Origin of the sequence: Streptomyces sp. NBC_01546 (assembly GCF_045208355.1) — a bacterium.
Lineage (GTDB): Bacteria > Actinomycetota > Actinomycetes > Streptomycetales > Streptomycetaceae > Streptomyces.
In genome coordinates this window covers 339,139-359,595 of the sequence record NZ_CP109380.1, presented here as the reverse complement: position 1 = coordinate 359,595, position 20,457 = coordinate 339,139, and the positions used below count along the sequence as shown (strand labels likewise).

Sequence of the window (20,457 nt, the reverse complement as noted above, 5' to 3'; positions counted from 1 at the left end):
TTCCGGCGACCTGATCTTGGACTTGCACCACGATGGCCGCCTACTTGCAAAGGAGCAAATGGAGCGGCGTGTCCGGCCGGCAGGCGGCGCCGTTCATGGGGTGTTGTGGCCTCCAGGTCTCCCGCCGGGTCTGAGACTGACCGTCGCTGCCGCGCGGGCTGGCAGGAGGCTGGTCGCTACGAGTGTCTGGCTCCCCCAGCCCGTAGAAGTTCCGGGTTTCGGCACGATGTGCTGGGAGTACGACGAGGAATTGTTTGCAAGCGGCACCGGTCTCACGGGCCGGCATCCTGCTCCGGACGGCTGGGAGCCATGGCCACCGTCGGTGGCTCCTGGATCCTGGCGCCCAGCGGTCGCTGCTCTTGAACACCTTGTGATTGAGGCCCTCAAACGCGATGGCGACGACGGTCCGGCAGGCAGCCGCTGCCTGGACGGCCTCCGTTTGGTGGCAGCGCTCTTCGGCCCGGACGTGCACTCCCCAGCACTGCTCTGGACCGTTATCCACACATGCGAGGACATGGCCGTTCTGGGCTTGCTGACTCGGGCTCCTGGCAAGCGGGGACCGGATGTCTTCACCTGGTGGCCTACGACGCCCGAGGCTCTCCAAGCGCGTGCCGCCGCAGAGGCCTGGGGGCAAAGACCAGAACAGTCCCTGACACGTCACTGGGTTCGCCCTCAGCACCGTCGGCTGCCCTACGGCCAACAACCCTCGCCTGAATCCCGGCGGGACTACGCCCAGTGGCGGTTGGAGGTCGAGGGGTCGGACGCTGACACGGAGCTGCCGCCCGGCACGACCTTCGTCCACGGCCATCTCAGAGGGCCGGAACCAGGCAAGCCCTGGCATCGGCATGTACCGCAGCACTAGGAAAGGCGATTCGGGAACGGATGACGAGAGTCAAGATGGCCGCGAAATCACGCAGCAGGGAAACGGAGCCCCCGGCGAAACTGAGAGGAGAGGTGGTTCAGAGCCTTGAGCGGCTCGGGGATCCGCTGGGCGACATCCTCGCACTCCTCGATTCGAGGCGGCTGGGAGACCTGCTCAACCGGATGGGGAAGACCCGCCGAACCCGGCTGCTTCAGCGTCTGCGCGTCCCGGCGATGGGCAAACTGACCCCCACCATCTGCGCCCACGCCTTGTCTCAGCTGCGTTCAGCCCGCCCTCCTGGACAAAGGCTGCTGGATGCCCAGAGTCTCGGCGGCCCGCTCAACGACAGCCTTGCCCAGGCCCGTACCCAATGGCTGGACGGTCACCCTGACAGCGCACTCGATAGAAGTCTCAAAGAGGCACCGCGCGACGAACTGCTTCTGGCCGCCCTCGCATTCTGGGACGCCGATCCGGGCCAGGCGTACATGCTGGCCTGGACCCTACGCAACCGCGCTCTGCCGTCATGGCCTACCGATCAGGTGACGGAAGTGGCCCGAGCCTGTGACCACCTCGCCTCGGAATGGGTCGAGCTGCATACCTCCGCCTTCTCGTCACCCATACCGCCCGCAGCCGGTACAGAGACCGGCACCGAGCCCGAGATCAATGCCGACGTCGACACGCAAGCTGGCTGCCACGCGGCTGCCGAGCGGATTCACTGGCTCCTCGAGAGCGCTGTCTCCTCCTCGCGACGGGCAGCGGATGCCTTGAGCTCGGGGAATCTTCCAGAGCCGGGAGCTTGGCAGCCGGTTCAGGAACTCATTGAGCTGGCGCGAGCACTGCGTACAGCTCTGGCCCCGCACGGAGACGAGTTCTCAGCCAACCTATCGGACATGCCCGAGGGACTGCCGGGTCTGGAACACCAACTCCGAGAACGGGCTCACGCCCTCGGTGTTAGGGGCGAGCTATCGGCCAGCATTGACCGGATCGCCCGCGTTAGGTCCGCCCAGCCTCACCCAGCGATCGATGCTCTGCTGAGCCAGGCGGAACAGCTCCGTTCCGCGACAGCCTGGCAAACGAGCGAAATCACTCTCGCGACCCTGCTGAAAGACCTCGTTGGCCTCGCCGACGCCGTGGCACACGACGATGACGAGAGCGTGGAACGCCTCGACAGCCGCCTTCGTGGAGCTCTGCCTGACGCTCTCCGGCCGGCAGTGCTCCTCGTGGTACGCGGCAAGGCAACGTTCCCAGCAGGCAGCAACGCATCCCACACAGCCAGGGAACACAACACTTTGGGTGCTGGCGAAGCGGACCTCGTCCTGTCGGTCCCGGAGCCCCGGGCGAAAACGGTGACCCCTGAGGCTCGAGAAGCCACTCCTCCCACACCTTCCCTTACGCAGACACCTGAGGTCGGCGGGACGAGGGAACTCGACGAGACGGACGGCCCGGCTGCCAGTCCGGAGACCGCACCTGCTGCGGACCTGTACGACGACACATCGAGCAGCACGCTGGCACCTGTCCCCCAGCGCGAGCTTAAGAGCACCCAGGCAGCAGCACCGCAGGCGCCGAATCAGGAAAGCCCGTCCGGGCTGGCGTCAGTGCCGCGTGCAGATCTGAACGAGAGCCCTCTTCTGACGGGGTCGGGGCAAGCGAACCCTGCGCCAAACGCGCTGGTCCACGAACACAACGGCCTCTCTTGCCAACACGACCTCGGAAAATCCGCCGGGCAGGACGCTCTCATTGCTGGGGAGGCCAGCCATCTGCCGGCGCACGTTGAGGCAAGCACCGACGTCCAGGTCATCGTCGACACTCTCGCCCAGGGAGAGGCAGCCTTGGCACATCACGCTGCCCGGGCGGCGAACCGCGGAGAGCTCGCTTCCTCCTTGAAAATGTTCGTTCTCGCCGAAGGTATGCGCACTCCAACAGGAGCCTGCGCGGACGCCTTCCACAACGAGGCGGCCGCCTGGCAAGACGAAGCTGACCCTGAACTCGACCAGACTGATCAGTTGCTTCGCGCCGCAGCAGGCCTGCGTGTCTGCCTGGTCTCCGGCAGCCCAGAAACCGGAGAGGTGCTGCTCCGTCTCACTGAGTCCCTCCACGAAATGCCGTCACTGCGCATCGCTCTGACCATCGTGGCCGAGACGTGCGCACGCGGCCAGCTCACCGCTCAGGCACTCGGGCCTGGACCAGAAGCCTCAGCTGGCCCGGCGGACGTCGACGTGACGTCGGTAAGTGCACATGCCCGCGAGAGCCTCGCCTTGCCGCGGACTCTCCACTTCCCGCGCGCCAACGAGATTGTGCGCGAATGGTGGTCTGGGGACGGGCTGATCGGCTCCCTCCTGCATTCGGTAGCCAACGACGACCGTGCTCGACTCGACATCGTCCGTGCGCAGCTGCTCGAGCTACGTAAGCCTGAGGCCCTGGAAAAGAAGCTAACCAAGACGGACACCGAGAGGAAGGAGAAGTCTTCCGCCCGCCTGCAGGGTGCAGCCCGACGGCGGATTCTGCAATACGCCCAGGAGTCCCTGGAGATTGTGCACGCATGGCTGGTGTCCGTTCAGAACCTCGCAGCGTTCGTGCCTCCTCCGGTCTTTGCCCACTTGGCTGCCCGCCTGGGCACCTCCAGCACGGACCTGGCATCTGAGCTGGGTGCTCTGGGCCACTCGGCAGATCCCTCCTCCGATCTGCTGCTGAAGGTCACCGCCGCTCTCACTCTCGCCTCAGTGCGCTGCAGTACAACGCTCCTCACCGCTGGTAGGCTCCCCGGCCCGGAAAGCACACCGAGTGCGGCTCTGAACATCGACTTGCTGCGCTGCGCCGCCCTGGAATTCGATACCGACCTGAACCCCCTGCGCCCGGTAACCAGTGAGGACGTGTCCCAGGCGCTGCGCTGCGGCTGGGAGTCGGCGGCACGCGAACACGCCGCGGCCGAGAACTTCGACACGGCCCGTGCGGCTCTTGAGATGTTCGAACTCGACGGAGGGCGTGCCGAGACGGTCGGCAAGATCCGGGAGGAGCACCACCGGCTGCGGGTCGGCAGCCGCCAGGAGGTTAGCGCCCTGCACCAGGGTGTCAAGCACCGTGCGGAGACCGCGTCCCGGCTCGGTCAGCTGCCCGAACCGGGGCGCTCGCGGGTTACCTCACGACTGCAAGCTGCCGAGCAGGCGCTTGTCGGGGACAACAATCTTGGCACGATCCGGCGGGAGTGCGAGGAGGTCGTCAATCTGCTTGACGTCTACTCGGAGCAGGCCCGCATTGCGTTCCAGGCTGCCGCGGCTCAGCAGCTGAACAACTTGGGGGCTACGACATCTGTAGCGGACAGAATTCGCGTGCTGATCGCCCAGGGAGATCTCGCGACTGCCGAGGAGTTCCTCATCGCGGCCCGCGAGGGGTTCGAGCTGCCGACTGCCGACCCGGTCACGGATTTCGACGCGTTCTTCCCAGCTGTCTGTGAAGCCCTGCAGGCAGGCATTACGCCGGACCTGATCCGGCAGGCTGCCAACGGCGGATGCCACCAGGGTCTGGATTTCTCGGACCTGGCCTCCGCCCAGAGGTCACAGGCCGCCGACGCGCTGGCCGCACTGCAGCAGTTGCACAGCCAGTGGGGCAAGTTCCGGGATGCGAAGAAGCATCTAAAGCTCGCCCTTCGGCTGGCCGGCATCGAGTACAGCGACGAGCCGGACCCCGGCCTCACCACGCCTTTGACTCGGCGCTGGTTCGACATCACCGATGTCAAGCTGGTGGGCCCCTGTCGGCTTCCGCAGTTCGGCTCGGATTCGGATGGCCGGTTGCGGGTCATGACGACCAGGGCGATCTCCGACGTTCGGACTCTGTTCGGCTGGATCCAGCAGGACGTCAGCCAGCTCCCTGTACTGGTGGTCGTGGCCGGAGTGATGAGTGTTGCCCAGCGCCGGGCACTGGCCAGGGAGTGTGTGACCCGCCGCGACAAGCCGGTCTTGGTCCTCGACGCGGCCGCCCTGGCGTTCCTCGCGGCCCGGGGAACCGGCCTGTTCGCCACGACAGAACGCATTCTCGCGCCCTTCAGCGCCATCACTCCGTATTACCCCGAAGCCAGCGACACACTGCCCGCCGAAATGTTCTATGGTCGCAGCGAAGAACTGTCAGCTGTTCTGGATCCGCAAGGATCGAGCATCTTGTACGGCGGCCGCCGCCTGGGCAAGTCCGCGCTCCTGAAGGCAGCCGCCGCCCGCTACCGGCAGACCAGGCATCACCTGAGCCTGTATATCCCCTTGCCGTCGGGCATGAGCCTGACTCCGAAGGATATCTGGGACCTCGTCGCCCGCAGTCTGAAACAGTCCGGCATCGCCGAGCACCGACGCCAGCGGGCCAATACAATGCATCAGGTCGAGGACGACATCACTCGCTGGTTGCAGCAGGACAAGGCACGCAGACTGCTCATCCTCTTCGACGAATGCGACGAGTTCTTCGACGGAGATGCCCGCGAGAACTTCGTTCATACCACAGCCCTTCGGAACCTGATGAGCTCCAGTGAGCGCCGATTCAAGCCTGTTTTCGCCGGCCTCCACCAGGTACAGCGATTCGCCTCACTTCCCAACCAGCCGCTGGCGGGAGCCCACTTCGGCGAACCTATGGTCATCGGCCCCCTCAGCCCCGGCGCCGCCTACCGGCTGCTGCATGAACCCACGCAAGCACTCGGCATCCGATTCCAGAGCGACACCCTCATCCACCGCGCCCTCGCCTACGCCAACTACCACCCGAAGATCATTCAGCACATCGGGCTGGCACTGGTCCAGGAGACCCACAGCCGCCGAACGCCGGCCGACGGACCGCCCTGGACAATCGACGAAGAGACATTGGAACGCGTGATCGGCTCAGGCTCCCTAGCCAAGAGCATCCGCGACACCGTACGCCTCACCCTCCACCTCGACCCCCGCTACAAACTCATCGCCCTCGTCCTGGCCCTCCACGCCTACAAGCACGGAGTGGACCGGCCCATCGCCGGACGCGACCTGCGCACCGAGTGCGTGGAATGGTGGCCCAAGGCCCTGTCAGCAACACCACCCGACGAGTACCGGGCACTCCTGGAAGAGATGGCAGGACTCGGAGTACTGGCCGCCGATGAGACCGGGTGGCGGCTGCGCTCCTCCAACGTTCTCCTCCTCCTCGGCTCACCCGCGAGCATCGAAGAAGAACTCTCCGCACAGGAAGACGAAGCCGTCACCGCGCTGTCCGCGGCGCACGCGCGACGGACCCTGCCGGACAACCGCATCAGCCCACTCACCGAAGCTCAGATCGCAGATCTCACCCGGCGCCGCAACGGACTTCGCATCGTCGTCGGACCACCGGCCGCAGGGCTCGAGGACGTCGTTATGGCCCTCACCGAACAGCAGCAGCGGGTGCCGACCCGGATCGCACAGCTGATTTCACCCAACGCGCCCAACAAATACCGAACCGCCCTGCAAAGCGGTCCAGCCGGCTGCCAGCACCGGATCATCATCAGCGACATGAGGGGGTTTGGCGCCAATGCCTTGCGTGACTCCTTGGACCAGGCCCTGGCCCTGCAGCCCCCAGAGGGGGTCAGCAGGTGCGTGGTCGCGCTCGTGGACCCTTCCCGAATCGACCACCTGCGGGAACTGACGGCCGCAGACGAGGAGAACACGGTCCTCCTCCAGCTGGCCACCACAGATGGACTGCGCAGCTGGACCTCGAACCAGGACCAGATGGCGCCCTACTCCGACCCGGCGCAGCGAGCTGCTCTGCTCAAAGCCACAGGCGGCTGGCCGAGTCTCCTCAACCGCATGCTGGCGTTGGCTGTCAAAGGTCTCACACCACGAATGGCACTTGCCCAGCTGGCCGAGGAGCTTCACGGTGTCGAGGGCGCCCGACTTCTGGAAGCAACCGGCCTGATGGACGCCGTCGAACTTCATCCGCTGGTCGACCAGATGGTGGACTTCGACGCACCCCTGCCGATGGAAGACCTCACGGACCTGCTCCAGACCATTCATCCCGACATCCACCTGCAGCTGACCGCACTACGGCGGATGAACGTCGTGGACCATGTCGGGTCGGAGGGCCTCGCCATGGAGCCCGTTGTAGCCGCCGCCTGGCGACGGCACGCTCCAAGCTGACGCCAGCATTGCCCGTGGGCGACCGGGGGCCTCTGAGGCCCCCGGTCGCCCACGGAGCAGGAAGCACGCACGATCCAAACGGGCCAGGACCTGCCGTCGCTGACCTGACAGACCGTGCTCAGACGGTCACCGCCCTGCGCAGCTTGGGCTGGGTCCGTCAATCGAACAGCTCTGGCCCGTAGTCGGTGGTGACGCCGGGTAGCTGTCCGTGATCGTGATCTCGTGATGGATATCAACTCCCTTGTGGGGATGGCGTTGTCTCGGCCCGCACGCGGGATGTGGCGGTGCCGTGTCCGGTGTGCCGGACGCCGACGGCGAAGGTGCACGGGTATCACCGCCGGACGGTGACGGACGTCCCGGTCGACGGCCGCCAGGTCGTCGTCCACCTGCGCGTCCGGCGGCTGATCTGTCCGGTGCTGGGCTGCCGGCGGCAGCCCTTCCGCGAGCAGATTCCCGGACTGCTGGAGCGCCATCAGCACCGCACGGTACGGCTTGCCTGGCAGATATCCCAGGTGGCACGGGAGTTATGCGGCCGGGCGGCGGCACGCCTCGCCCACCTGCTGGCCGTACCCGTCTCCCGCAGCACCGCGCTGCGCCATCTGCGACGCCTGCCGCAGCAGGCGATCCCGCGGGTGATCGGCGTGGACGATTTCGCCCTGCGCCGCCGCCACCGCTACGCCACGATCATCACGGATGCCGAAACCGGCCGACGCGTCGCGGTCCTGCCCGACCGCGAGATGGCCGGTGAACTCCACGGATTCCAAGCGCACATCGATGTCCGGGAACAGCACATCATCCAGCGAGCACGAACGCGGCTACCGCGGCAGCCGCCAGGTCGTCCGCAAACACCTCGCCGCCCTCCGCGCCGGCCACGCCGAACCCGTCCGAGCCGACATACCCAGCCCCCGCAAGATCACCGGCTGGATCATGCGCCCGCAGGACACCCTCCCGCCCGACCTCGCACGCCACCTCAGCTGACATCGTCGGCCGGACCGTCTGTCCGGCCCGCTCGCCGAAGGTCGAGGCCCCTCAGGTCGAAGCCCAACTGTGCGATCTTGCGCTGCCGGGTGGACTCCCTGGTCTGCCACTCCTGATTGGCGGGGTAGAGCAGGCTGAGGCGGAACGCTGGCGGGCGCCGCAGGTAGTCCGCCTTCGGGCAGCCCGTCACATGTGGACACTCCTCGACCGTCCGATTGCAAAATCGGCAGAGCAGCCCTCTGACGTAGCCGATCTCGTGGTCGTGATCGACCATCTCACCGATCGGGCCCGGGCGCGGGGTGACAGACGCTGCGGGTTGAGTCACATCACCGAGCCAGTATCTGGGAGAGGTCTGCGGTGGGGGTCCAAGCCCCGTGCTGCGGTGTCGCTGGGCCCATGCTGACGTAGGGCCGTACGCGCGTCGGGGTGGTACCGGTCTGCTCTCTGATACTCGCGAACACTGCGCGGACCTCTTGTGCGGGGGCGTACCAGTTCGTTGCCTCGCTGGGCCGCAGGGTTAGAGGCGCGCATCCTGCGGCCAGAGACTCGAGGCGGTTGCTGGGAATGCGGTAGTACCAGCGAGGGGGGCTGCCGAGGTCGAACTCCATGCCTGCTCCCTCCACGGCCGTCGCCTCTGCTCCATGGTTTTCGGCGTGGATCGTGAGGCACAGCCTGGTCGTGGCCATCCCCTGGGTTCCTTCCTCAAGGAGTAGGCCTTCCGCCTGGTTGGGATCGATGTGGACCAGCTCGATGCCAATCGACAGGGCAAGCCTGACGGGGTGCTCCACTCGCAATGCGCTCTTGGCCTGGGCAGCGAGGTCTACGGCGGGGGCGATCGGCTGCCCGGAGAGAATCGCTTGCCGGGCTTTCCACTGCAGCAGCTTCTCTGGCACGTCTTCCTCGCGAGATTCATCGACGAGGCGGTGATGCGATGGGCAGAGCAGGATCAGGTTGTCGAAGCCGTCGATAGCTTGTCGGGTTGCGGCAGGGGGCCGGATGTGGGCGATCTCGACGAGAGTCTTCAGTTCTCCGTCTATGCGTGTAACCAGGGGGACTGTGCACCTGGGGTACGCGCAGGAGACTGCGCTGGCAAAGAGCTGCCGGATGGCTCCGGATGCTAGGGAGCGTGGCTGGATTGCCCTTCGGGCGGCAAAGGTTCGGTCCCATGCCGCGCGTGCCGCGTTCCTGTCTTCGGGTGTCGCGTTGAGGGCTTCCAGGAGAGCGTGAAAGTATTCCCAGCTTGGAATGGTGCTGCCGGAGAGGTACCGGCTGACCGACGATGCGGTGGTGTCAGCCGAGCGGGCCAAGCTTCGAAGAGACGGCTTCCCCGCCTTCGCGTGCAGGTCCTTCAGCACCGCAGCCAGCGTGCTGGCGCCGCTGCCTTCAGCATCGCGCTCGCCCACCGTAGCGGGGCGTGCTCTGTCGGCGTGGGGCGAGCTGATCTCCTCTTCGACCTGCCGCCGGCGGAGAAGCCATTCGTTGGGGTCCCCTCCCCACGCCTTCGCGAGTTCGACCACCACGTCCGCGCCGGGAAGCCTGCTCCCGCTGAGAGCGGCATACACGGTGGAGCGCGGGATGCCGGTCAGCCTTTGGGTTTCCTGGACGCTCTTACCCGACCGGGCACGCAGGTCGCCCAGGCGGCGGGCGAAGTCCCCCAGCCCGACATCGAGGTCGCGCTGCGGCTTGGTCGGGGGTTCCATCGATCCTCCTTGGCGTACACATCAGTCTCGCGCGTTGTCCCGCACCCTTGCAACAGTCTAGGATGTGGCCAGCAGCGCTGGCTTGCCCAGCTGTCCTGCCCATTGTCCGGCGGTCATGTCCCACTGGAGTCCATGGTGGCTCGCTCGTTAGTCCAGCGCGTACCTCTAGCCATTCTCGCGGCTCCCCGGATCGGGGCGGCCCTCACGCCAGCCTTTCCCGTCCCCGACTGCATGCCCCTGGAGGGCCGGTGACTGCGGCCGACGAATTTTCCGCAGAGCTGACAGACGAGCAGATCCAGCACATTTTCGATCGCAAGATCGTTCCTCGGCATCTGTCCCCGATTGTCCCCCAGGACCACCCTGAGGCCGAGCTCGTCATCGCACCGCCCGGTAGCGGAAAAACGACCTACGTCGAAGGACGCTGCGAGGAGGAGGCCAACGGAGCTCGGCCAAAGACGCAGATCTGCTCGGACAAATACAAGGGCTACAACGAGACGTACCGTCGGTTGCTGATCGAACAGCCCCGCGACGCAGGACGTCTCACCCGCTCCTTCTCCAATCGCATCCACACGATGGCGGAAGCCTACGTCCGTGAACGCCGCGGCGACATCCTCGATGAGATCGCTCCCAGCCGTGTCGAGGACTTCGTGACCACGGCCCGCCGCCTCCACGAGGCGGAATACTGGGTCATCGCCAGAGTGCTGGCAGTCCGCCGCGCCGACAGTCTGCAAGGCGTAGCCCTTCGGTACGCACGGCTGCGTGAGCTGGGGGCCCCTGCCCGGTTCACCACCCGCGAGGGTCACGACCTCTGCTATCAAGTCCTCACGGATATCGCAGACGTGGTTGAGGAGATTCCCTGGATCGACTCCGTCATCGTCCAGAGCCGTAGCGGCGAGGTCCTGTACGAGAACACCCGAAACCACGCCGGCTCGTGGATCAGGCCTCCGGGCTGTGCCGTCGCTCTCAACGACGAGCGCAACCGCCCCTACCTGCCTGCCGAGTCCGAAGACTTCCGCCACCGACAGGCCTATCTACGGGAAGCCTTGAAGGACCACCCCTCTGAGATCGCCGACATTGCCAGGCTGGCGGCACCCCTCCTGCCTCGATGGCCCAGGTGACCTGTTAGAGGCCGGACAGACTCCGATAGCGCTCCCGATAGTCAGCGACGATCTGAGCCAATTCCTCCGGGCCCGCACGGCGCACCCTCTCCAGGTCCCCAGCGCACGCCTCCTGTGCAGCATCCAGCTCGGCAATCCTGGCCACGTCAGGAGTCTGCGCGTTCTCCTCCGCGGCAAGCCGTTCCGAGTACCAGGCAATCACCAGACTCACCAGTTCCAGGGCAATGTCCACCTGGACCGCAGCCCATGGATCGGTCTGACTCGGCCGGGACCTCTCAGATCCTGACTCGGAGCCCGAATCAGACACAGCACACCGCCTCGCTTTGGAAGTCGCCCCATTCTCCAAAGATCATGAACTGGCCACAAGCCGCCCCGCCTACCCAGCCGAGTCTCCGATCGCTGCCTGTGGCAACCCGACCACGCTGAGCACCCGGTTCAGCTGCAGGGTTCATCCAGGCCCCGCGATACGCGGGTTCTAGCCGACCTTTCCGGCCTCGCACTCTTTGCAGCAGGGTCCGCGATGCCTTCTCCAAAGGCAGGGTGGTACGCGTAGGTTGAGCACAGTTGATCAACGAGGTCGGGGGACGTTGTGGCAGGCAGAGATCTCAGGACGCTGTTCAGCACCAACGACCACAGCCTGGAAGCCGGCGAGGCGTTCACCAACCGCCAGCTGCAGTGGGAGCTCGTCGCTGCCGCGCTCACCGACCACCTCCAGCGCACCGCGAGCCCGCACTTCGACGTCGAGGACCTCGAAACTCCCCGCGACAACGTGCTGGTCTTCCACGGCGTCGGCGGCATCGGCAAGACGACCTTGTCGCGCAAGCTGGAAGCCGCGCTCACCGGTGCCGAGCACCGGCCCGCGCAGTGGGGTGAGCCCACCTGGGGCGGAGAGCGGATCCTGCCCGTACGGATCGACCTGTCCCGCTCAGCCGGCACCGACTTCGAGCAGCTCGTGCTGACGATCCGGGCCGCACTCAGTGTGCTCGGCCGCCCGCTGCCCGCCTTCGACGTGGCGCTGCGCCGGTACTGGGAGCATCAGCACCCCGGCGAGAGCCTGGAGGAGCACCTGCGCCGCGGCGGGCTGGTCAGCCGGTTCGGCAAGGCGATGCCACAGCAGATGCAAGCGGCCATGGCCGACGTCGCCCAGGCCCTTCTTCTGCCCGGCAGCCTCGGCAGCGCCGTCGGGCAGGTGACCGGCTCCCTCGTCCGCGCCCTGCGCGAACGCAGGCAGACCGTACGGGCGCTCGCCCGGTGCGCCCGTCTCGCCGACCTGCTGGAAGCCGAACCCGACCTGGACTCGCTCAGCTTCTATCCGCACCTGCTCGCGTGGGAGCTCGCCCAGCTCCCGGCCGACAAGCGCGTCACGCCGGTGATCCTGCTGGACACCTTCGAGGACGTCGGCGACCGCACCCACCGCGACCTGGAGCGCCTCATCCAAAGGGTGGCGTGGCTCATGCCCAACGCCTACTTCATCGTCACCGGCCGATCCCGCCTGCAGTGGGCCGACTCCGCCCTGCAGGGACAGCTCGACTACACCGGACCCACCGCCTGGCCCGGCCTGGCCGGCACCGCCGTCCCGTCAGCACGTACGGCCGGAACGACGGCCCGAGGCCGCGGGCGGCAGGTGCTGGTCGGGGACTTCTCTCCCGAGGACTGCGACGATTACCTCGCCCGCCGGCTCTCCCGCGACGGCCAGCCCCTCATCAACGCCGCCATCCGGCAGACCATCACCGACCGCTCCCACGGCCTGCCGCTCTACCTCGACCTGTCGGTACTCCGCTTCCTGGAGATCCGCCGTACCCGAGAGCCGGTCCCCGCCGACTTCGACCACGACTTCGGCGCCCTGATCGCCCGAACCCTCTCCGACCTCACGCCCGACGAGCGCCACGTCCTGCGCTCCATCAGCCTGCTGGACGCCTTCGACCTCACCCTCGCCACCGCCACCGCCGGCCTGGCGCACGAGGCCCCGGCCCAGCGGCTGATTGAGCGGCCTTTCATCCGCGAACAGCCCTTCGGGCTGTGGCCGTACCACCTGCACGGCCTGATCCGCTCCACCATCCGCAGCGCCGACGATGCCACCGACGACCGCTGGACCGAGCGCGACTGGCAGCAAGCCTCCGACCGAGCTCTGGCCGCCCTCGGTGCCCAGTGGACGGCCGCCGAAGCTACCGGCCGGGACCGGATGCTCCTGGTCGGCTGCCTGCGCCAGGGGCTCCCCCTCGCCCGGGACTTCCGTCTCGACCTCGGCTGGCTTGCCGACGCGGCCTGGGCATACGTCAGCGACTCGGTGTGGGAGCCCATCGCCCCACCCGCCCGACCCGGCGGCACCAGCGGCCTGGAGACGACCGCCGACGCCCTCATCGAACTCCTCGCCGCACTCGCCCGCCGCCAGCACGAACACCGCTCCGTCACCGCCTCCCGGCTCACCACCGTCACCAGCAGCGGACTGCTGGCAGCCGATCTGCAGCAGATGGCCGTGTACTACCTCGCCAAGGCCCACCGCGACCTCGGCCATTCCGTCGCCTCCCGCCAAGGGATGCAGACCGTCGCCGACGGCGGCGGCCGCCTCGCCCCCGCCGCTCGCCGGGGCCTGGTCCACCTCGCCCGCCTCGCCGGCGACTTCCCCACCGCGTACGACACCGCCCAGACCCTCGGCTGGGCTGGCCGCCAGCACCGCGTCGAGGGCGACATCCTCTGGCCCCACGGCGACATGAACCGCGCGGCCGCCGCCTACACCGCCGCACGCGACCAGGCCGACCAGCACGGCGTCGCCGGAGAACGTGCCACCAGCCAGGCCCAGCGCGCTCTCGTGCTCGCCTTCACCGACCCCGACACCACGGACGACGAGCTGCACCTCGCCGAACAGCTCCTCACCGGCCTCGACCTCCGCGCCACCAGCTTCACGGTGAGGATCGCGTCGCTCGTGCGTGACGCGGGCGCCCTCCGTGGTCTTGAGGCCGCCCGAGCGCTGCGGGCCGAGATCCGCGACACCGGCATCACTGCGGCCGAGGCCGTCCTCGAACTCGCCCTTGCCTTCCACCATGCCGTCCAGGGGGAGGAGGACAAGGTCCGCGTCGTCATCAACCGGCTGCGCGAACTGTCTCGGACCGGGGACTACGCCTACTACGCCGACATCTCACACTTCATGGCTGGCCTCCGCCTGCCTGACGGCTCCTCCGCCCACTGGCTCGACGGCCTTGAGACGGTGCGCGCCCGCTGGCAGCAGCTCGTCCAAGACCGCCGAGCCCGGATCGGAACACCCGAATAGACGCCGACAGACACCGCCAGGCCCCCAGGGACAGATAGCGGCAGGAGGACGGAGCAACACGCTGAAGCCACCCGACCTCTGAGGGGGCAATTCTCAGTAGCGACCGCGATGACAGAACTTCGGAGGGCAGGGCACGCCGTCCACGAGGAGGTCCAGAACTGGCACGGCTGCCCCGGTTACTACGTCCGTGGCAGCCGTGTGTTCCTCGAAACGGTGGCTATCGGCGGATCTGCACCGTGATGCGGACGCCGCCGGCCCCGAAGGCCGCGGCTGCGACAGCCCCGACGGCTGTTGCGGCCTCGCCCTGGCCCAAGGCAGCGAGCACCACCACGGCGATGATGGCGATGAGCCCGGTGACGGCGGTCATCCAGCCCAGCAGATGGCCTTTGGGCTGTAAGGGCGTTGGGGTACGGTCGAATGACGCCAAGGTCTGCTCTCCTCGCAATGGGACGGCTGCCCGGTGTATGGCGAGAGGGAGATTCCGCGAGGCCGGCCCTAGGAAGCATGGGTCTCACCGGAGTCTCCCTTCGCCGTTCGCCGGGCGTCTGACTCGTCCATAAGGCTAGTCACCGATCGCGAGATGGACACGCGTGCCCTGCCCCAACACCCCTTGGTGACGCGGTTTTTCATGCTCATACGCCGAGCTCACCGGCGCCTGAAAACCCGTCCCCGGTGGGCCCTGGAATCTGCTGGTCAACGCGGCTTCAGCGCAAAAAGCGGGTGCCTACAGACGACTACTCCACCCCGGCGGACCTGTGGCGCAAGTCACAGAAGATCCGGCCGTGGCCGCGCCTCTATGGCCTGTCATGCCATCGGCCAGGCAGGCGAACGGGCACACCTCAGTGCCGCTTGTCCGCGTTCACACCGGTGTCAGTAGCGTCTCGGTTCTGGAGCAGTCATGAGTTCCATCGATCCCGCCTCTCGGATCCGCCCCGACTGGTGGACCGACGAAACGTTCATCAACCTCTGCGCCCTGGAGGATCAGGCACTCCCGAACAAAGGGCTCTCACCCGCAGAAGAGGCTCACCCCACGCAGCCTGTGCTCAGAGCCCTTTTGAGTGCGATGTGGTCTCTCGGAAAAACCGGTGGGATCACGGACGGAACTCGAGACGAAGCCGTGGTGGAGGCCTTGCAGTGTGCAGAGTGGAGTGTCACGAAAGCAGCACAGGCAGCGCGCCTGACGCTCAGCCGGCTCGTGGAACACCATGAGGATGACGAAGAGGCCGAGGCGGAGCGCAACTGTGAGAACACAGATCCGGCCTGGGGACCTCCTCATGCCCGGCTGACTGAGGCCAGCTTCACCGTGCGGCTGCCCGGCCACTCGGGCGACACCGTTGCCGGATCCTTCAACGTCGACGAACAAGGCCACCTCACCTTCCGGGGCAACGGCCCCCTCTCCGCTCCCACCACCCTCGGAAGGCTGGAGGCGCGTGCTGTCATCAAGGCGATCGAGGACCTGGTCGCTCTGCTTTCTCAGACTGCGGCGACGGAGGATGATCAGGTCTCTCCCTTCTGACAACGGCGTGGGCGTGGCTTAGGGCGGTACCGGTGCTGGGCCCCACCCCTCCTGAGGGCCATCTGCCGCTACCGCAGTGAAGCGGTACCTGCTCGCCACGTGCACTGCGGTGGAGGCGGAAGGTGTTCGAGTGGTGTGGCCCCCGATCCGGCCCAACTTCCTTTGCGGAAGCGGGCAGCCATATATTCCGTTCGTGTACTTCTGCTACGTCGATGACTCCGGCGCCGATCAAACCCGCACGTTGACAGGTCTCCTGGTCCCGGAAGAGGGCTGGAGCGATCTGCTGCACCACTGGCTAGAGGGACGCCGCAAGCTGGACGAGACGTGGGGCGTGCCGAAGAACACCGAACTGCATGCCGTCCACCTGGTGAAGGGCCGCGGGCGGCCGTGCGCGACGGAGGAGCAGAACGACAGCTTTGGCAGGCAGGCGCGGATCGCCGCTCACGACTTGATGATCAGGCATGTCACCAAGTGCGAGAGCGTACGTGTGCTCACGGTCGCTGGTGCCACAGCTCAGATTGCCAAGGTGTACCACTCGTTCGTGAACCACCTCGAGGCCTGGGCAGCGGAACAAGACACCCGAGTCATGATCATGTTCGATGGTCAGTCCGGCCCTGACGACGTGGAGGAGACGGGGCAGGAGAAGGCCCAGGAGGCGTGGAAGCAGGCGATTCGCGGAGCCAAGCCCTACCGCGATGCCCACCGCGGCCTGCCGCTCGCCTCCCGACGCGTGTTGGAAGACCCGATCATGCAGGACAGCAGGTACAGCCAGTTCATCCAGGCAGCCGACCTGGTCGGGTATGCAGCCTTCCACCATCTGGCACTCGAGCGCCCGCAGGTCTGGCCCAAGCTGCAGCCCATGGGACCGATGTCGAAGGCGTACAAGCGACTGTCCCAGCACTGGCTTCCCGGCCACGGAACCGACGGCGTCGTCTGGCTCGACGACGAAACCTGGCACTGAAACGCAGAAACCCCCGGCGAAAACCGGGGGCCCACGAGAGCAAGATCCCCTGGGTGCCCTCACTTGGGCACATGGGACCTTGCACAATGAAGGATGCCAGAACGCATACCAAAGAGCAACACATACAGGCAATACTTTTCGCCATCCAAGGACGGAAAATACCAGGTCAGGGGACTGGGACTGCCTGTCCCAAGGCCCTTTCGGCTGGCGAAATGCCGCGCGCCTCAGAGGTGCGCCAGCGTGATGCCTTGCGGGGAGGAACAGACGGTCACCCTGGGCGGCCGCATCATGGCAGTCCCGCGTCCCGAAGAAAGACGGCGGCGTCTCGTCTCAGCCCCTGACGGAGAGAGCCTGAACAGCGCTGGCCAAAACAGACTGGCTCGGGCTTGCAGCGGACAGAGATGCCCGCCTCAGTCCGGGTGGAACAGACCTGCCGCCGACCCGGGCCAGGCGCTAACTGCGTCGAATCATCACCCATGACAACTCCCTCCTCCTTGTGTCTGCGCCCCGCCTCACCCGGTCAGCTCTCCAGAAGTCCCAGTTCGCTGTCGAGGCGGCGCATTGGGCACGCGATCACGGCCGGCATGGTGCGCAGCGCTTCCAGGACCGGCTCCCGGGTGGCCGCCCGGGAGCTGGCTGGTGATCCTGCAGGCGCTGGTGTGGACGCGGTCGGGTCTGTAGGAGGCGCCGGTGCCGTAGCCGATCCACCAGCGGGGCGGCTCCAGCGGCAACCGGCGGCAGGCCCGCTCTTCGTCGGCTGCCCAAACGCTGCTGATCTTCTCGTCGACGCGGGCGAGGGGTGAGCTCCAGCCAGCGGCGTATCACCAGGAGCTGGTCCAGGGCCGGCGGCAGGGGCAGGAGGGGTTCGGGCATGAGGGGCTACGCCGCCTCGGTCACGTCATCGGGTTCCACCAGGCGGGTCTGCTTCTTGAGCTGCATCCGGGCGTCCACCAGGCTTTCACGCGGAACGGTCACCCAGTGGGGATGGTCGACGACGGCGGTCGACAGCTCCCGGAGCTCCGCCCGCATCCGGTCGACTGTCTCCTTCTGCTCGTCGCTCCAGCCGGGGCTGTCGGGGATATCGCCGCGGTGGGAGAACCGCTCACCGCGCGCCCAGCCGGCCATGGGTTCCACGCTCCAGGGCAGGTCGGCCAGGTAGGTGCGGTGCTCGGCGTGGGCGCGGTGGAGGCGCTCCTGTAGTTGAAGGAGGTCGTCGGGGAACGCGGGTGCGGTGGTGGTCACACTTGAATCGTAAACCTGTTCGATTTCTGTAGGGAAGTCGGCGCTCGGGAGTGTCACCTGTTCGGTCTCCGGCTCCCCATGGCCGGCCTCCCCCGGGGCGGGCGGCGACGAAGGCGCGGAGAGCACCGCAGGGTGGCTCAGCGGCTGGGGCCCAGGGTCGAAGGCCTCGACCGGGGGTGGCGCTGGCGCGAAGGCTCGCTGCGGCGGGATCAGAGCAGTCGCATCGGACGCGACGGCCGCCGCCGGGCCGGACCCGCCCAGGCTCGCCGTGGGACGGCATGTGGGCAGGTTGGGGCTCGTCTTCGAGCTGGAGTCGTCCGGCCGTGTCGGGGGCAGGATGATCACGCCCGCTTGAAGTTCGGAAAGGCGGTCACGATCCGCGTCGGTCACCCAGAACCTGTCGACCTTGGTCCCCCTGAGGTACTCGACGGGAACGATCGTTCCGGCCGCCGTCCGGCGCACGAGATCGTCGAACAGCACGTCACGCGGCTTGGGAGTGACGTGCGGCTTGCCACACCGGCGGACCCCGTCCGGGCACGGGTAGACCGCCCGCAGGTCGCAGACCCAGAAGTCCAGGGCCCGGTAACCGGAGATGACACGAAGGTCGCCGATCTTCGCGATGACGTGTGCGGGCAGGTTGTTGCTCCTGGTCCACTGCGTATCGCTACGGCGTGCGTAGTCCGCCCGGTCGGTGTGCCAGGCCGGGGTGATGCCCCGCTTCGCTGCCTTCGCGGCCCGGGACTTCACGCTGCTTGGCCCGTCGACTCCGGCCGAAGACAGCTGGACCTCCCACCCGATCCGCCTTCCGCCCTCGCCCTCGATCAGGGTGTCGGTCTGGATGAAACTGCTGCGCCCGACGGGTGTGCGGACCTCGCAGTCACCGTGGAAGCCGCCTTCTTCGGCCGCCCGCAGAATCCGTTCTTGATACGCCTTGTGCTCGTCGCTCACCGGAGCCTTGTGGCGCTCCTCGTCCTCCTTGCGCTCATGGACGGCTTCGCGGCGACCGTTGGCCTGCTGCCGCAAGTACATCCACGCGACCACGCCGACGTCCTTACAGACACCGCCGCACTGCAGCCCCCGTTCGGAGACCGGAACATTGCGCTGGGCCGCCATCCGATCCGCCTTGTAGAGGAAGTTCCACAGGTCATCGAAGTTCTCGTGCCCGAGGTCTTCCTGCTTGAGATCGAGAAGCAACCTGTACGTGGTGTGCCAGACGATGTTGGCCACGGTGTGCCCTCCCCCTGCCGGCGATCCCTGCGTTCACGTTAGGCGGCGGCACTGACAATCGGACAGGGGTTAGTCACGCTAAGCAACAGATCCGGGGGCCGCAGCCGACGCTGCACGCAGGCAGCAGTGCGGCCCACCTGGTCGCCGGCCACACACGGAGGGTGGCCCCGCGGCTGGTTGGGCCGCAGGGCCGGCACGCGGCGGTGTCAGCGGCGGCCTGTGGCCGCCTCGGTGGGTGTGCGGAGGTCGTCGCCGGCGACCAGGAGGGCGAGGACGACGGCGACGGCTTCGTTGCGCAGGACGCGGGCTGCCTGCTGGAGGCGGTCCGGGTCCGGGGTGGGCAGGGACAGGGCTACGCATTGGGGGTCGGTGCCGGTGCCCAGGGGGACGGCGGCGCAGACGGTGCCGAGGGTGTACTCCTGGAGGTCGAGCAGGGGCTGGCCGGGCCGCCGGTCGTCGAGTTCGTCGAAGAGGACCTCCGGGCTGGTGATGGTGTGGGGGGTGAACTGTTCCATGCGGTATCGGTTGAGGTGGTTGCGGCGTTCGTCCGGGCCGAGCTGCGCCAGGAGGGCCTTGCCGACGGCGGAGGCGTGGGCGGCTTCGCGGAAGTCGACCCACTCGTGCACGGCTGGGGTGCGCGGGCCGTCGGCGTACTGGGTGATGGAGACCTCGCCTTCGGTGTAGCTGGCGACGTAGACGGCCGCTCCGACCGCGTCGCGCAGGTATCCGAGGGTCTCGCGGAGCTCGCCCATCCGGTCACGGTCGGCGGCCGCGAGCTGCAGGGCGGAGCCGGCGGAGTACACGCCGGGGATGATCGGGGCGGCGAGCTGGGCACGGACGAGTTGCTGCAGTGCCTGGTTGAGGTGGAGCTGGCCCAAGCCGGTTTCCCGCGCGATCTGGGTGAGGCGGACACCGCCGATGTGGCGGTGGACGACCTCGAGCACACGCAGAGCCCGGTGGGCTGCGCCCAGGCTGGAGCAGGTCGGCCGCCGGGGAGCCCGGCGGGCGATCCGCGCTCCCTGCTTGGCGTCGGCGGTCAGCCCGGCCGGGGCCAGACGAGCGCAGCGGGCCAGGGCCGAGGCGAGCTGACTGGTGGTCCTGTAGACCTCGCCGAGGGCGATGTCCTCACATGGGACGAGGGCGGTCATCGCCCGGTGCAGCGGCAGGGGGAACTGCCGCAGGGCCCTGTGGTCGGTGGGCGGGTGAGCGGCCAGGTCGGTGGTGGAAATGGGTGGCGAGGACCAGATGACAGAGGCGCCCAGGGGGGATTCCAGGTCTTCGGGGAGCGGCGGCAGGGCCGGCAGGCCCGTCTCTTCATCGTTGGCGGGGCTGGTGGTCTGCTCTTGCCAGTGGTGGGCGATCGTGACCTCGGCCCGGGACAGGTGCAGAAGGTAAAGGGCCCGGGCAGCAGTGGACGAGCCGGCACCGGCGGCGTACTGAAACCAGAACTGGGCGCCCTCCATCCGGCCGGACAGGTG

The 20,457-nt window shown here is 67.3% G+C and carries 12 protein-coding genes and 1 pseudogene; 7 read left to right on the top strand and 6 right to left on the bottom strand.

Annotated features, from left to right (window positions below):
* Positions 1-954: 954 nt before the first annotated feature.
* From OHA89_RS40355 to OHA89_RS40345, 3 genes and pseudogenes are all read left to right on the top strand, one after another.
* Positions 955-6,969 (top strand): AAA family ATPase, encoded by a 6,015-nt coding sequence (locus tag OHA89_RS40355; RefSeq protein ID WP_406368934.1) that lies wholly within the window; start codon positions 955-957, stop codon positions 6,967-6,969.
* A 257-nt stretch (positions 6,970-7,226) separates the two neighbouring features.
* Positions 7,227-7,715 (top strand): annotated as a pseudogene (locus OHA89_RS40350) (transposase family protein); the annotation flags it as partial.
* A gap of 28 nt (positions 7,716-7,743) precedes the next feature.
* Positions 7,744-7,947 (top strand): hypothetical protein, encoded by a 204-nt coding sequence (locus OHA89_RS40345; RefSeq protein WP_331761938.1) that lies wholly within the window; start codon positions 7,744-7,746, stop codon positions 7,945-7,947.
* On the opposite strand, the gene OHA89_RS40340 is transcribed toward OHA89_RS40345, so the two are convergent.
* Both OHA89_RS40340 and OHA89_RS40335 read right to left on the bottom strand, forming a co-directional pair.
* A complete protein-coding gene (locus OHA89_RS40340) occupies positions 7,940-8,221 on the bottom strand; it encodes an endonuclease domain-containing protein (RefSeq protein WP_331761936.1) in 282 nt (93 codons plus the stop codon). The two genes, OHA89_RS40345 and OHA89_RS40340, sit on opposite strands and share 8 nt — an antisense overlap.
* A 52-nt stretch (positions 8,222-8,273) precedes the next feature.
* The gene (locus OHA89_RS40335) at positions 8,274-9,647 is read right to left on the bottom strand and encodes a helix-turn-helix domain-containing protein (protein ID WP_331761934.1); all 1,374 of its coding nucleotides are present in this window, start codon (positions 9,645-9,647) and stop codon (positions 8,274-8,276) included.
* Between the two features lie 248 nt (positions 9,648-9,895).
* On the opposite strand from OHA89_RS40335, the gene OHA89_RS40330 reads away from it, so the two are divergent.
* The gene (locus OHA89_RS40330; protein WP_331761932.1) at positions 9,896-10,765 is read left to right on the top strand and encodes a zeta toxin family protein; all 870 of its coding nucleotides are present in this window, start codon (positions 9,896-9,898) and stop codon (positions 10,763-10,765) included.
* 4 nt (positions 10,766-10,769) lie between these two features.
* Here the strand turns inward: OHA89_RS40330 and OHA89_RS40325 are convergent, their stop codons facing one another.
* A complete protein-coding gene (locus tag OHA89_RS40325; protein WP_331761930.1) occupies positions 10,770-10,997 on the bottom strand; it encodes a hypothetical protein in 228 nt (75 codons plus the stop codon).
* Between the two features lie 357 nt (positions 10,998-11,354).
* Here OHA89_RS40325 and OHA89_RS40320 point away from each other — a divergent pair, with 357 nt between their 5' ends.
* Positions 11,355-14,033 (top strand): ATP/GTP-binding protein, encoded by a 2,679-nt coding sequence (locus OHA89_RS40320; RefSeq protein ID WP_331761928.1) that lies wholly within the window; start codon positions 11,355-11,357, stop codon positions 14,031-14,033.
* A gap of 217 nt (positions 14,034-14,250) precedes the next feature.
* On the opposite strand, the gene OHA89_RS40315 is transcribed toward OHA89_RS40320, so the two are convergent.
* Entirely contained in the window at positions 14,251-14,460 is a 210-nt protein-coding gene (locus OHA89_RS40315; protein WP_331761926.1) for a hypothetical protein, read from the bottom strand.
* Between the two features lie 471 nt (positions 14,461-14,931).
* On the opposite strand from OHA89_RS40315, the gene OHA89_RS40310 reads away from it, so the two are divergent.
* Positions 14,932-15,549 carry a hypothetical protein gene (locus OHA89_RS40310; protein WP_331761924.1) on the top strand — a complete coding sequence of 206 codons (618 nt, stop codon included), beginning with the start codon at positions 14,932-14,934 and terminating at the stop codon, positions 15,547-15,549.
* Positions 15,550-15,742: 193 nt separating this feature from the next.
* On the top strand, positions 15,743-16,510 hold the full coding sequence (locus tag OHA89_RS40305) for a DUF3800 domain-containing protein (RefSeq protein WP_406368929.1): 768 nt from the start codon (positions 15,743-15,745) through the stop codon (positions 16,508-16,510).
* 879 nt (positions 16,511-17,389) lie between these two features.
* Here OHA89_RS40305 and OHA89_RS40300 read toward each other — a convergent pair.
* A complete protein-coding gene (locus tag OHA89_RS40300) occupies positions 17,390-18,979 on the bottom strand; it encodes a hypothetical protein (protein WP_331761920.1) in 1,590 nt (529 codons plus the stop codon).
* A gap of 206 nt (positions 18,980-19,185) precedes the next feature.
* Entirely contained in the window at positions 19,186-19,989 is an 804-nt protein-coding gene (locus OHA89_RS40295) for an IclR family transcriptional regulator (protein ID WP_406368975.1), read from the bottom strand.
* Positions 19,990-20,457: the final 468 nt, after the last annotated feature.

Bases quoted from the DNA above. Each gene is read 5' to 3' on its own strand.
- OHA89_RS40345 (WP_331761938.1), top strand. From the start codon at position 7,744: ATGTCCGGGAACAGCACATCATCCAGCGAGCACGAACGCGGCTACCGC.
- OHA89_RS40340 (WP_331761936.1), bottom strand. From the start codon at position 8,221: ATGGTCGATCACGACCACGAGATCGGCTACGTCAGAGGGCTGCTCTGC.
- OHA89_RS40335 (WP_331761934.1), bottom strand. From the start codon at position 9,647: ATGGAACCCCCGACCAAGCCGCAGCGCGACCTCGATGTCGGGCTGGGG.
- OHA89_RS40310 (WP_331761924.1), top strand. From the start codon at position 14,932: ATGAGTTCCATCGATCCCGCCTCTCGGATCCGCCCCGACTGGTGGACC.